The 13,791-nt window shown below is 31.7% G+C and carries 13 protein-coding genes; 4 read left to right on the top strand and 9 right to left on the bottom strand.

The window, feature by feature from the left end; translation table 11 throughout:
* Window positions 1-110: 110 nt before the first annotated feature.
* From corA to ACX119_RS03285, 4 genes are all read right to left on the bottom strand, one after another.
* Window positions 111-1,757, bottom strand: a complete 1,647-nt coding sequence (gene corA / locus ACX119_RS03300) for a magnesium/cobalt transporter CorA (RefSeq protein WP_459351711.1) — start codon at window positions 1,755-1,757, stop codon at window positions 111-113.
* Window positions 1,758-1,803: 46 nt separating this feature from the next.
* Window positions 1,804-3,120 (bottom strand): hypothetical protein, encoded by a 1,317-nt coding sequence (locus ACX119_RS03295; RefSeq protein WP_459351710.1) that lies wholly within the window; start codon window positions 3,118-3,120, stop codon window positions 1,804-1,806.
* Window positions 3,121-3,267: 147 nt separating this feature from the next.
* The gene (locus ACX119_RS03290; RefSeq protein WP_459351709.1) at window positions 3,268-3,459 is read right to left on the bottom strand and encodes a hypothetical protein; all 192 of its coding nucleotides are present in this window, start codon (window positions 3,457-3,459) and stop codon (window positions 3,268-3,270) included.
* A gap of 144 nt (window positions 3,460-3,603) precedes the next feature.
* Complete coding sequence (locus tag ACX119_RS03285; protein WP_459351708.1) at window positions 3,604-4,158, bottom strand: hypothetical protein; 555 nt, start codon at window positions 4,156-4,158, stop codon at window positions 3,604-3,606.
* A 451-nt stretch (window positions 4,159-4,609) separates the two neighbouring features.
* Here ACX119_RS03285 and ACX119_RS03280 point away from each other — a divergent pair, with 451 nt between their 5' ends.
* Window positions 4,610-5,473, top strand: coding sequence for a hypothetical protein (locus ACX119_RS03280; protein ID WP_459351707.1), 864 nt, complete (start codon window positions 4,610-4,612; stop codon window positions 5,471-5,473).
* Here ACX119_RS03280 and ACX119_RS03275 read toward each other — a convergent pair.
* Both ACX119_RS03275 and ACX119_RS03270 read right to left on the bottom strand, forming a co-directional pair.
* On the bottom strand, window positions 5,470-5,838 hold the full coding sequence (locus ACX119_RS03275) for a response regulator (protein WP_459351706.1): 369 nt from the start codon (window positions 5,836-5,838) through the stop codon (window positions 5,470-5,472). The two genes, ACX119_RS03280 and ACX119_RS03275, sit on opposite strands and share 4 nt — an antisense overlap.
* 57 nt (window positions 5,839-5,895) lie before the next feature.
* Window positions 5,896-7,758 (bottom strand): ATP-binding protein, encoded by a 1,863-nt coding sequence (locus ACX119_RS03270; protein WP_459351705.1) that lies wholly within the window; start codon window positions 7,756-7,758, stop codon window positions 5,896-5,898.
* A gap of 116 nt (window positions 7,759-7,874) precedes the next feature.
* Between ACX119_RS03270 and ACX119_RS03265 the strand changes: the two genes are divergently transcribed.
* The gene (locus ACX119_RS03265; protein WP_459351704.1) at window positions 7,875-8,174 is read left to right on the top strand and encodes a hypothetical protein; all 300 of its coding nucleotides are present in this window, start codon (window positions 7,875-7,877) and stop codon (window positions 8,172-8,174) included.
* Between the two features lie 98 nt (window positions 8,175-8,272).
* Window positions 8,273-8,665, top strand: coding sequence for a DUF6659 family protein (locus tag ACX119_RS03260; RefSeq protein WP_459351703.1), 393 nt, complete (start codon window positions 8,273-8,275; stop codon window positions 8,663-8,665).
* A 16-nt stretch (window positions 8,666-8,681) separates the two neighbouring features.
* Here ACX119_RS03260 and ACX119_RS03255 read toward each other — a convergent pair whose 3' ends face one another.
* The 3 genes from ACX119_RS03255 to ACX119_RS03245 form a co-directional block, all read right to left on the bottom strand.
* Window positions 8,682-9,563: a hypothetical protein gene (locus ACX119_RS03255; protein WP_459351702.1), complete on the bottom strand. Its 882-nt coding sequence runs from the start codon at window positions 9,561-9,563 to the stop codon at window positions 8,682-8,684.
* A 286-nt stretch (window positions 9,564-9,849) separates the two neighbouring features.
* Window positions 9,850-9,999 (bottom strand): hypothetical protein, encoded by a 150-nt coding sequence (locus ACX119_RS03250; RefSeq protein WP_459351701.1) that lies wholly within the window; start codon window positions 9,997-9,999, stop codon window positions 9,850-9,852.
* Between the two features lie 61 nt (window positions 10,000-10,060).
* Window positions 10,061-11,860, bottom strand: coding sequence for a cation:proton antiporter domain-containing protein (locus ACX119_RS03245; protein WP_459351700.1), 1,800 nt, complete (start codon window positions 11,858-11,860; stop codon window positions 10,061-10,063).
* Window positions 11,861-11,988: 128 nt separating this feature from the next.
* Between ACX119_RS03245 and ACX119_RS03240 the strand changes: the two genes are divergently transcribed.
* Window positions 11,989-13,761, top strand: a complete 1,773-nt coding sequence (locus ACX119_RS03240) for a M3 family oligoendopeptidase (protein ID WP_459351699.1) — start codon at window positions 11,989-11,991, stop codon at window positions 13,759-13,761.
* Window positions 13,762-13,791: the final 30 nt, after the last annotated feature.

Below are 13,791 nucleotides of genomic sequence, written 5' to 3'. Positions count from 1 at the left end.
TTAATTCCAATAATTACTTTGTTTGAAACATGCTAAAAAAGTGATCATTTATTGTTTTAGAAAAGTAGAAAATCTTCAAATACAAGATTATTTCATAACGAAAATTTACATTAAAGCCATTTTCGTTTCTTAAACCAACCAAGCATAATGCCAGAAATTGCAGCCATTGCAATTAACATAACAAAGTAGCTACCTTCCCACTCTAACTCGGGAACATATGAAAAGTTTGTTCCATAAATTCCAGCAATAAAGGTAATAGGAATAAAAATACTTGCAATAATTGTAAGTGTTTTCATTACTTCATTCATTCTATTGCTAACGCTGGATAGATAGGTGTCAAGCATTCCACCAATTACATCACGCAATCCTTCTATAGAATCAGTTACTTGAATTACATGGTTGTAAACATCTCGTAGATAAGTTCGTGTATTATCCGAGATTAACGGAGTAGAATCACGTCCAAGAAAATCTAATATTTCTCGAGCTGGCCAAATAGATTTTCTCAAAGATATCATTCTTCTTTTTAGTGTTTGAATGGTTTGCATTGTTTTTCCCGTGGGATTTTTCATCAATTCTTCTTCCAAGTCCTCTGTAATGTCGCCAACTTTTTCAATTACTAGGAAATAGCTATCAACAATTGCATCAATTATTGCATAAGTAAGATAATCACCTTGCAATTTTCTAATAGAGCCTGCTTTATTTCTAAGGCGGTTTCTAATATGATCAAAGAAATCAGCCTCAATTTCCTGAAATGTCAAAACATGATGTTCTGCCAAGACTATTGAGATCTGTTCTAATTCGAGCTTTCCTGTCTCTTCTATGTAATGTGGCATCTTAAGCATTATTACAATATAATTATCTGAGACCTCAATTGAAGGTCTCAATTCAGTATTCATGATGTTTGCTTGATGTAATGGATGTAAACCGAAACTACTTCCAAAACTTTCAATAATTTTTGGATCATGGATTCCTATTATATTAATCCAGGAAACATTTGGTTTGTCTTTGGATTCTAAACATTCTTCTATTGTTACATCTGTTTTTTCAGAAATGTTTTCAGCATCATATTCAATCATATCCATTCGAATATGTTCTACCTTTTGTTCACCAACGTGAATTAAGGCACCAGGACTTGATCCAATAGTATCAGATAAAGTGGTTCTTTGTGTTTTTGTTTTATTTATCAGTAGTTTAATACCTGTGATTTCTTGTAATCCCAAATCTTTTGTAATTGCTTTAACTTTGGCTGTTTTACTTGTAACACCAATAATTATGAAACCAGTCATAATTGAGAAAATTAAACTAAGATAAAGAGGGATAAAATTTCCACTTGTTGCTGCCTCATAAATTGCTTGTACATCAGCAGATGTGTTTGTTCCTACAAAAAATCCAATCACAGTATCCATTAAAAAGAACATAAATGAAATAATAGAACCAATTACGATTGCAGTAACAATTGTAATCTTTGGAGGAATCTCAATATTTTTTTCTCCTCTGTATGGTGAGAAATACCATTTGTATTTTACAATAAATATTGCTATCAGAGTTATTATAATTGTAGAAATAACCCACCAGCTAATTAACAAAATTCCTTCTTCAGATTCAATCTTCCCTATTCCTGAAAAAAGATCCGATATGTTTCCAGTCAGAGGAATAGAAAGTAATGAGGTTGCAACCCCAACTACAATTTGATAAATTAATGCAAAAAGAAATCCAATTGAAAGTCGATTGATTAGTTTTCCCACATTATCTATCAAAGGCCATCAGTATTCTGTAAAAATATCAGGTATTTATGAACACGTTTTATTTGACTTGTAAAAGCAGGCCATAGAGTTTTGCTCGTGATTCCAAAAGGTCGGCACGTAACTTACTAATCTTTTGTGCGATTTCAGATGCGAGTTCTTCCTCTGCAGGACCAAGTTGTTTTGAAACGAGTTTATTTAGGGCTGTTCTTTCAGAACCTAATTGAGTTTCTAAATCAGCAATTAGTTTCTCCAAATCAGCAATTTGTGTTGAAACACCAGAGTTACCACTAATAGTAGTCACAATAGAATCAGAATCTATTGCATTGATTCTAGTGATTCCTACTTGACATGAATTTGGAATAATTCTATCAATGAATTTAACATCTATCGATTCAAAATCAGAACTCACAGTAATCAGAGGCAATCTTATTGTATCTTTTCCAGAACATGCTTCAAAAACTACATTGTATCGTTTAAGATCAGGAGAACCAGTTTCAGGTTTTAGTACACTTTCGGTAACAGAAATTAGATCAGTTGTTAACCCTTCAAGAGGTTTTCCAGTCAGAGTTTTTGGAATGTCTAATTTTGAGACCTTTAGATTAGATGGAACATAAAGTACCATTAAATATCGTCGTAATTCGTCTTGAAGTAATTGTAGTTCTTTTTTCATTGTAATAATACTAGTCAAATTTTCACCATCTGGTTTTTGTTCTAAGGATACGGGGATTTTTTGCTTGGCAGTGTTTATTTTATTTTTAAGGTCTGCAATTTTGTTTTCCAAAGTTATGATCTTATCAGATACACCTCCCATATTCACCATTGTTGCAGTAATAGAATCAGGGTTTGCAGCTTTGATTAAAACTGATGTTGTATAACATGAATTAGGTTTTAGCATACTACCTAATTTCACACTACGAGTTTCACTATCAGAGGTTGCAATAATTTCAGGAGTGCGAATTTCAGTGGATTTTGCACATGCATCAAAAACAAACGCATAACCTGTTATGCTGGTAGAAGTTCCTGCTTTGGTATTTTTAGAGAGTTGCTTTAAAACAGCAATCTTATTTATTGTTCCAACAGGTTCTCCTTTGGTCAATTTCATGATTCTAATTTCCTCAAGTTGTTCTGGAGATAATGTTTTTGCCCAACCATTCTCTGCTAATTTTTCTGCAGTTGATGGAGTTACACAGGATGGAGTATTAGAAGATATTTTGAATACTTTAACCAAACCTTCACTACAGATTACTTGTTCAGCTAAAAAATTTAGTTTTATTTGTTGTTTAGGAGAAATTACATCAGCAAAAGTTTGAGAGGGCAAGGTCCCAGATATTAAAACAACAACTAAGAATATCGCAATCCAAACAGAGGATTTCACATTAAATATTTCATACATGACACTAAAAAGCATTACCTATGACTATGGTTTTAGAACAGTACGGATTGTTGAACATTTTTCTATTTTGTGTTACAATGAATTCATATCTATAGATTATTCTCAAAATGTGGCATGTCAAAAATTGAATCAATGTAATATTCCCACCAGGGGTTTTTTAGTATCGGATTCATCAGGTCTAAAACATAATTGATCATGAGATCTTGGAATAGTTGGATGTGCACAAATTCTACAAATAAACTGTGTAGCTGCTTTACATTTTGCACATATCAAAAGTTCCATGAGTAATCCCCCACAACGTCTACATGACTCATCAGGCAATTATTTCATCTCCATTTTTTGATAGTTTCATACAGCAGGTTTTCACAGAAGTATAATTGGATGACTAGAATACCGTGGCATGCCATATGAAATGAGCCCAGAAGATCACCATAATGATTTGGCAAAATTAGTGTCTGTTTGAAATCATAGTAGTTTTCTTACCATTTTTGAGGGCGGAAGAGAATCATAGCTCCAAAAAAACTCTATAGTATCAGGATTTTTAGATAATATTTGAGCCCAGAAGGAACCACATTTACCATCATAAGGTCTTGGAATATTTCCATAGAATTGTTCTTTATCAGATATGATTAAAACATATTTTGATTTTTGATTATTCTCTGAACATAAACTGAACTTTATCAAATATTGTTCATGCCCAATTTTCATTTTTGAGATAATATTAGGACTAGATTTTGATTTAGAACTGGTGCCTGTTAAAAAAGAAAGATATTTTTCATCAATAAGATTTTTTCCTGAGAAAGTCCAATTAGGCGAATTAAATAATTTCAAACAGATATCTAATGTTGGATGTGCAGGATAGCGTTTTCGTAAACCATCTTCTCCTAAATTTTTAAATTTTTCATAGAAGTTTTTACATCTTTTTTCCGTATGGGGTTTCAAAGTTTCTGCATGAGATTCTAAAATAGCATAATTTGAAAACAATAATACAGATAGAAGAACTGTAAGATATTTTCTCATATCAAATTTTTAAAAAGTAAAACTAAAAACAAATGATTAATGACATATTATGATTACATATCAATGATGATTTTTGAGTAAAATGAAACATTTTAGATTTACATCTTATTTTCCATCAATGCCAATACGAGTTGTTGTCTGTTTACCAATGTAAGAACCTCCAAGTCAACACTAGGCAGTTATTATTTAACCATAGATTGATGTTTGTGGTATGCTACAGTGATAATAATTAGTTTTTTTGGAATAAAATCTTTGGCCAAGAACCATATTTTGTTTTTACTCTATTGCTTTTCATGCTTTCACCACCGATAGGGTTTTTTTGGAATTGATAAAGTATTCAGAATAGTATCCAAATACTTGTTTTGAAATAATGTTAGTATTATTCATGCAGATTGTTAACATGATTATAATTAGAGAAGTTATTATTTGGGAATGCCCAACATAATGTGGCATGCCATCACAACAACTCGACACATTTTATGGAAATTTACATGCCTATAAGATGTATACAAGGCCTACGGCTCAAAGGCTTTTTGGAAGTTACTCTTTTAGAAAAAGACCAAGTACCAAACACCACGAAAATGTTCAAAAAATGTTGGAAATTTTAGCACTAAATGGAACACTAACAACTTGGGGAATGGCAAAAACTCATCTAGATAAATCTGAGGGCATCAGGACTAAAGAGAAAGAATACAGAAGATTACTTGTAGGACGAATGGCAAGGGGCAAACATACTGTGGGACTCTTAGAGGTAGGTCTTGTTGTAAAAGATGGAAAAAGTTTTGCAAAAGCTCCTGCTGATCAATACAGATTGTCATTGCATGGAATTTTGTATTGCCTGGATGTCCTAGATCTTTCAGATAAACAAATTGACACTATGGCTGAAAAATATACAAATGTATTACCGATGGTTTTTGAAAAATGGAAGTATCTCAAATCAAATATCGGAAACGAAGTGTATAGGATAAAAAATTTAGCTGCGGGTTTGTTCATGGATAATATTCAAATTGCAAAGATTTCAAATTTTCCAGTTTATGAATTAATGACGTATTTGAATGTAAAATATCAAAATAATTTTGAGCAAATATCAGAAGAAGATTTAGCAAATCAAATTTCAATATGGTTTTACACAAATCTGCTTGTTCCTACAAAATTTAGAGCTACTGGCAAGCATTCATCACTTGAGATAAAACAATGGAAAAAAATCATTCAAGAAGATCCGAAACTCAAAAAATGGTATTACGATTTTGTAAATGAAGCAATCAAATTCTATAATAACAGATTCAGTAAGTTAAAGAAATTAGAAAAAAATTAATCAGTAAATTTTGTGACTATATCTTCAAGTTGTTCAAAAGAATAGGGTTTGTTTATAGTAGCAAGTAAGGACATACTTTTTGCTTTTAGATGTTTTTTTTCATCAACTGCAAATGCGGTTATTAGAACAATTTTGGCTTCAGAATCAAATTGCTTAATTTTAAAAAATGCATCAAATCCATCCATTTTAGGCATTTTGACATCCATGAGAGTTAAATCAGGACCAATTTCCTTATATTTTTCAACAGCATCTTGTCCATTCTCAGCAGTCACAACATCACAACCCAGACTCTTAATCATATAAGCAGTATTCTCCAAAAGATCAATATCATCATCCACCAAAAGAATGGTTTTCTTTAAAGACATTGTAAATACCACTATCGATGCTTGAGATAAAACTTTCGAAAAAATTGTCTTTTTTTGTCAACGAAGGGGTAAAGTTACAACAAATCGAGTCGGATCGTTTTGAGCAGTAATAGTTCCATTATGTAGCTCTATCACATTTTTACATGTAGATAATCCAAGTCCTGTTCCTTTTTGTTTTGATGAGATCAATGGATCAAATATCTTAGGGAATATATCTTCAGGAATTCCAGGACCTGAATCTTGAATCACTATAATTACAGATGCATTTTTTTCTTCAATTGTACAGTTAATAATTCCAGCCTCTTTTCCTATGGCTTGAATAGAATTCAAAAATAAATTAATAAAAACAATTTCTAATTTTCTTATATCACCTTTAATTTCTAGATCTGATTTTGGGATAACAACTGATACATTATCTGGGATTTCTAAAGAGGTTTTTGCCGATTCTAATAAATCCTGAATTTTAATTGGTTGCAAGTCTAAAGGAGTAATTCTTACAAAATTAAGTACATCATTAATTTGATGAGACATTCTATCTATTGCACGATGCATTCTATTTACAATTTCATTTAGATCATCACTTTGCTTTGTATTATTTTTTAAAATTTCAGTGGAGCTTTTTATTGTTGCAAGAGGATTTTTCATGTCATGTGCCATACTTGCAGCCAGTTCACCAATTGCAGTTAATCGTTCATTTTTAATTTTGACTTTGGCTTCAGCTAATTGTTTTTCTGTTTCAATAAGCTTTTTTAGATGACGTGCCATATCTTCAAAGGAATCACTTATTGTTTGAATTTCATCAATTTTACTTGATTTTATTTTAATATCGAAGTTGCCCTTTGATATGGAATTAGCAATTTTTGTAAGACGCTTTAATGGAGATGAAACTGTACTTGAAATTAAGAATCCTCCAATAATTGAGGCCACCATTCCTGCAATAGATACTGCAAAAATGGAATTTCTAAGTTCAATAAATTCAATTACTATTGAAGAACTATCCTGCTCAATTACTACAGTCCAATCAAATCCCTCAAATGTCCTATATCCAGTAGATTTTGCATACGAAATTAATTTAAAATCATCAACAGCATCATCTAATTCAAAAAACTCTACATCTTCACCTTGATCTAAAATATCAAAATATGGAACTGTTAAGGCAGAAAGCAAAATAGTTTGATCCAAATAAATTGGTCGTCCAAGATCATCTAAAAGTAAAACACTACGTCCTGGAATTGTAATTACATCAGATTCCTCACTAAAATCACTTAGAAGATCATTTAACGTAATTGATGCTCTTAAAATTCCTATGAAATTACCATTCTCGTCATTAATTACATAAGCAAAATCCATCGAGTAAGAATTTGTTGATTCATTAAATTTGATTTTACCAATATGCAATCCAGTGTTTTTAGTGATTTGCCACCATTCTTCTTCACTTTGAGAATATACCGAAGTTCCCGAGGTAAGTGCAACGTTTGCACCATATGCATTTGTTACAAACAATTCCTCAATGACATCATAATTATATTCATCATGATAAAATTTGATTGTGTCTAAGAGCTCATCTGTAAGAATACGATCCTCAAGCTCACCAAGAAAAGGAGTTGTTTCAACAAATTCAGCATCAGGAGATTCTAAATTCAATTGAGACTTCATTTCTTGGAACCGTTCATATTTTTTATTAGAGTCAAGTAGTACATCCTGAATTATTTTTAAATTAGTTAACCCCTTGAAAGCCAGAATTCTATTTTCAATGTGCTTATCAAGACCTTGGATCATGTTAAATGCAAATCCTTCATTTCTTGAACCAAGTAATTTCTTTATTTCATCAACAGTAATCTCAAAAGTCACATACCCCACTATAGTGAATGTTAGAGAGAGTGCAAACATCACTGCAATTATCATAAAAGAGATTTTCAAGAGAGATACTAGCCAAGTTCAAAGATATTTGAATTTAAAGATCACTAATAGGAATAAAAAATAGCATACCACAAATTATAAGTTAATTCCAAATACCATTTATTACAAAGTTTTTCATGTTAGGCATATCGTCTGTCAAAAAATTCATGGAAAAAGAATCAAAGAATCAGAGTTGCAATAACCCAAATTTCAAGATGGATTTAGATAAAGAGGATCTATCAAGAGAGATATTTTATGCCTGTGGTATTTGTGAGGGACCATTAGTCCCAGTATCAAGCTGCGCTTTTTGTAAGAGAACATCATTGAGGAGATGTAATAGATGTAATAGAATCAAAGATATGCAAGTTCATGAATCATGTAAAATCTTAGTAAATTTTGGGTGGACTATTGCAAAAAAGCATATTCAGAGGGAGTAATTTTGATTTATTTCAACATAATTTTCATTAATCTTGGTTATTGGGATTTAAAAAATCAATGACTTAAAACTAAAATTACCAGAAAAATGTCCATAATTATGCCAATACTCTCCGCAGAAAACCTCAAAAGACTTGATGAACAATGTCAGAAACTATCAGAAGAAGATAAAGTAAGACATGTAGGAGTAATTAATGAATTAGGACATTTGATTGCTGGAGGCTTTAGAAAAGGAGTTACCCCAATACTATCAAAAGAGCGAATAAAAATGGTATACATGCAAATGCAACTGGATTTTAACATGAGACAAGAATTAGATGACGTTCTTGGAACCATTGACTATATTGCATCAAGAAGAACTAAGCAACTTATTATCAGCGTACCAATTGGAGAAAACTTGGTTCTAATAACTGCAGAACCAGATGCAGATGATAAAAAAATCATTAAAAAGGCTGAAGAGTTATTTGATGACATAACAATATCAACAATTTAGGAAATCACTAACAAGATTATTCTTGGGTTTTTTCCTTTTCTGAATTTTCTTTTTCTATCTTCTTTTCTATATCATTAGTTTCTTTTTCTATTTTCTTTTCAAGATCTTCATGTTTTTCTTCTATTTTTTCCACATGAACCTTTATCTTTTCATCAATTTGTTTTTCAATTTGTTCTTCAAGTTTTTCTTCAGCTACTGGAATAAGTTTTCTTTTTACCAGGAATATTATTCTCAAGAATGCTTCTACCATTATTGCATAAACCACAAATCCAATTATTTTTCCTAAAAATGGAATAAAATCATAAACTCTAGAAATTACATCTTCAGATGTAAAAAAGATATTACTTGTAAGGAAAATACCTAACAAAGCAAATGGAATTAATTTAGCAAAGTCTTTTGCAAGATCTTCCTTGTAGTAGGCAGCAATTCTAACTGTAACTACAAGTGAAATCACTATAAGAAAAACATGCTCTTTAGATAGATCTGGTGCCATAAAGAACAAAAATGTAGAATAAACAACAAACCAGACTAAAACAACTAGAGGAAATACAACAACATATTTGAAAACATATGCTATAACAGAAGTAATTTTTTTACCATCTGTTTGATATTTTTTTAATTTTAATGGAATCATTTCACGTCTTGCAATAAAACGATAGAAATGCCAAATGAAAAATCCATAAATGACCATTCCAATTGAATATGCAATAAGTTCAGTAAATGAAACCTCAATTCCAAATTGACTAGTAATGTTTGTAAAATTTGATACCAGTTGATCAATTAGAGTTTCGTCAAATGTAATTCCACCTAAGGTGACAAAATTGGTAAATACAAGGGAATCATCATAGTTGCTGTTTTGTGCAAATGCCAAAGGAGTAAAGGATATTGCGAAAAGCAAAAAAAGTAGAAAATGAATTTTCAAATAACCACTCTCAAGAATAAGAGAATAAGGTAAATAGGTTTTAAAAAAAATAGCTTAAAAATAATTAGAAAATCATGAAAAAGTTACGAATGAGCCTGTTGTGCTTTTTTAGTGCTCCAAATTTGCTCATTGACAACATGACATTTGCAGTCAGAAGATTTTTCTTTACAATTTTTTTGATGCAAGGGTTTATCACATTTGTTACAGTCAGGATCACGCCAACTACATTGGTTTCCACAATTAGCACATCTCATATTTTTATTCACTTGTGCTTGGCTGTTTTCCTAAGGTATTCCCTACGTCTTTGAGATTTTTCCCTAAATGAATCAGAGTCATCTCCAAAAATTCGAGTTATAGAATCCTCAAGATTTTGAGGTTGCCAATCTGTTTGAATGCTTTGATTTGTTTGCATTTAGTATAAAATTACCAATTGCATTATTTCACCATATTCTTCAAATTGTGGCATGCTATTTTTAGGAATGGGATTCCTCTGAATCTAAATTCTCATCTTCTTTCAAGAGACTATCCATAATATGACCATGAGATAGTTTCTGAAACACAAACACCGAGTCAGCTATCAGAATAATTGCAATGGTCAAACCAATTCCAGATATTATGAATGGTAAGAATGGTAAAAATTCAATATCTCCAATATATGGTTGAATCACAGCTATCATTATCAAAATGAATCCAACAAAGAAAATATTTCTTAATAATCGATGAAGGGGTTTTTCTTCTATCTTTTGAGTATCAGTCGGAATTAACTTTGTGGATAGCACATCAGAAATTATTGTTACAAATTTCTCTATTTTTCCCAACAATGCAATTACAGGGTAAACAATTAGTAAGATGCTAATTATCGTCAACAATATTTCAGGATCTATTGCTAACGGAATTCCACTTTGAGTGATCAGTAAGATAATATCAGAATTAAAGTAATCAATTATGGCTAAAATTGCAATTACTATCATCAAATTTACAAAGAATTTAGGACCGTGTTCTTTGAGGATTGTGGTAAATCGACTATTATCATCAGGGGTGTTTAGTAAATTATTAAAAAATCTACCAACAATGTAAATTGGTTTTAATATTTTCATGGGAAACAAACTATTCTTATCAGCCAGAGTAGGGAATGCTCGCAACAATAATGGCATACAAAACATTGTTGCCAGTGTAACTAGCATTGTTACAGGGTATAGAGTATCTCTAACTGCACCACTATCAACTGCTTGTTTTGCCATGATAAATGAAAATTCACCTCTTGGAACCATGACGGAGCCAATAGTTGATGCACCAGTGACATCATGACCACCAATTGCAGAACCAAAGAAATTACCCACAAATTTACCAATCACTGCAAGAATTACTATTGGAATTGAAATTAGGGCAACTGAAGGTATTGCTGTAATGTTTACAAGCATTCCAATTGACACAAAAAAGATCACACCAAAGAAATCCCTTAGTGGAAGAACTTTCTTTATAATACTCTCAGAATGTTTTGATGATGCAATAATCATTCCCATGATAAATGCACCAATTGCAGAGCTTTGTCCCAGAAAATGAGCTAATACTGCCAAACCAAATCCCAAAGCAAGTGCAGTAATAAAGGGCCCTTCAGGAATATTCAAGCCATGAATTTTTTCTAGTAGTTTAGGAATTAGTTTAATTCCCAATCCTAACGCTATGACAAAAAATGTTAGACTTTGTAAAATCAAAACTCCAACTCCAGTAAAATCAAGCTCTGCACCAGCTGATGCATTTCCTAAAATTACTAAAAGTAAAACAGCAGCTAGATCCTCTACAATTAAAATTGTAATTACAGTATTGAATTCCTTTGTTTTAACTAACTTGAGATCCCTCATGATTCTCAAAGAAATAGCTGTACTACTAATTGACAAAATTCCAGCCAGATAAAGAGACTCTAAATGAGTCCATCCAAATGAATAAGCCCCAACATATGCTAAGAAAAACATTATTGACAGCTCGGACATTCCTACAATGATTGCCTTAATTCCAGCTTTTCGTAACTTTTGAAGACTAAACTCTAAACCAACAACAAAGAGTAAAATAATAATTCCAAGTTCTGCTAAAAGATTAATCAGCTCAACATCATCAACTATCCCCAATCCATACGGACCAGCAATCATTCCAATCAAAATAAATCCAATAATTGTTGGAAACTTTATCTTTTTCATAATACCAGCTCCTATCATACCTCCGCCTAACAACAAGGCAAGCAAAGCTAGAAATTCAGTTACTGCTACTCCTGCCAATAATTCACTCCACTATTTTTGAGAAATACTAGGATAAAATGATTCCAGAATCAAAAATGACATATTTCAAATGGAATTCAATAAGTTGAAAGATTGATTTTTTAATAGTTAGAGAATCATGAAATTCGATGTCTGAATACAAGTTAGGAATGTGGGATTTATCTGAATTAGCAAAGAATCCAAAAAGTCCTGCTTTTCAAAAACAAATTCAGGATTTGGAAAAAAAGGCAAGAGAATTTGAAAAAATAAAATCAAAGTTGAACTCGAAAATGTCTTCGGAGAAGTTTTTGAATATTTTACGTCATGTTGAAGAAATTTCAGAAAAGATGAGTAAAATTGGAGGCTATGCATCATTGTCATATTCATCTGATACCCAATCAGACGAAGCAACATCTCTGATGACAAGAATGTCAAAATTAGGTTCAGAGATTTCAAACAAAATTTTGTTCTTTGATTTATGGTGGAAGATTCAAGTGGATGAAAAAAATGCTAAACGACTCATGAAAGATGCAGGAGAGCTAAAAGAGTATCTAGCCCATAAGAGATTATTTGCAAAATATGCATTAAGTGAGCCTGAAGAGAGAATCATCAATACTTTGGATGTAACAGGAATTTCGGCCCTTGTAAAATTGTATGATAAAATAACAAATGCCTATGAATACAAAATGAAACTAGGTAACAAAACTAAAAAAATGACAAGAGAGGAGCTCACAAACTATGTCAGAAGTACTAATCCAAAGATTCGCGAAACAGCTTACAAAACAATTCTTTCAAAATATTCTGAAAACAAGGGAGTAATTGGAGAGATTTATCAAAATATTGTTCTCAACTGGAAAGACGAGGGAATTGAGATTAGAGGATACGAGACGCCTATCTCAATGAGAAACATAGGAAATGATGTTGATGATAAAACAATAGAATCACTTCTTTTAGTGTGTAAAAATAACTCATCTGTTTTTCAAAAGTTTTTTGTACAAAAAGCAAAGATGCTGAAAATGAAAAAGCTAAGAAGATATGATCTGTATGCACCAGCTGCTGCAAAAATTAAGGAAAAAAATTATTCATACAGTAAATCAGTAAATCTGGTGTTTGAATCATTAGGAAAATTCAGCAATACATTAGAAGAATTTGCAAGAAAAGTCTTTAATGAGAATCACATTGATTCATCAATTCGACCGGGAAAAAGAGACGGAGCTTTTTGTAGTACACTTACTCCAAAAATTACACCATATGTTTTAGTAAATTTTACTGGCAAATCAAGAGATGTTTTTACTTTGGCTCATGAGTTAGGACATGCAGTTCATAGTCAAGCAGCACAAGATAGGTCAATTCTTGTACAAGATGCACCATTACCTTTGGCAGAAACCGCCTCCACATTTTCAGAGTTACTACTATACGATAACATATCTGACAAAATTTCTGATGACGAAAAAAAGATAATGCTATCTGAGAAGATAGATGACTTGTATGCAACAATTCTAAGACAATCATTTTTCACAATCTTTGAAATTGATGCACATGCACAGATAGGTAAAGGAACAACAGTAGATGAGATTTCAAAAACATATCTTAAAAACTTGAAAGAACAGTTTGGAAATTCAGTTAATTTATCAGATGATTTTTCAATTGAGTGGAGTTGTATTCCACATTTCTATCATACCCCATTTTATTGCTATGCATACTCTTTTGGGAATTTGCTAGCATTATCACTTTTTCAGAGATATAAAAAAGAAGGCAAAGACTTTGTTCCCTCATACATCAGCATTCTTGCTGCTGGTGGGTCAAAAAAACCCGAAAAACTACTCTCAGAATACGGATTCGATATCAGATCCCCCAAATTCTGGAAAGAGGGTTTTGATTACATTGACACTCAGGTTAAAACACTAGCCAAATTGAATTAGATTTTGAATAAATGGGGCTGACAGTCCAAC

The sequence above is a fragment of the Nitrosopumilus sp. S4 genome (genome assembly GCF_054515835.1).
Note: the sequence above shows the minus strand (reverse complement) of the source record. Positions and strands in the feature narration are given on the sequence as shown.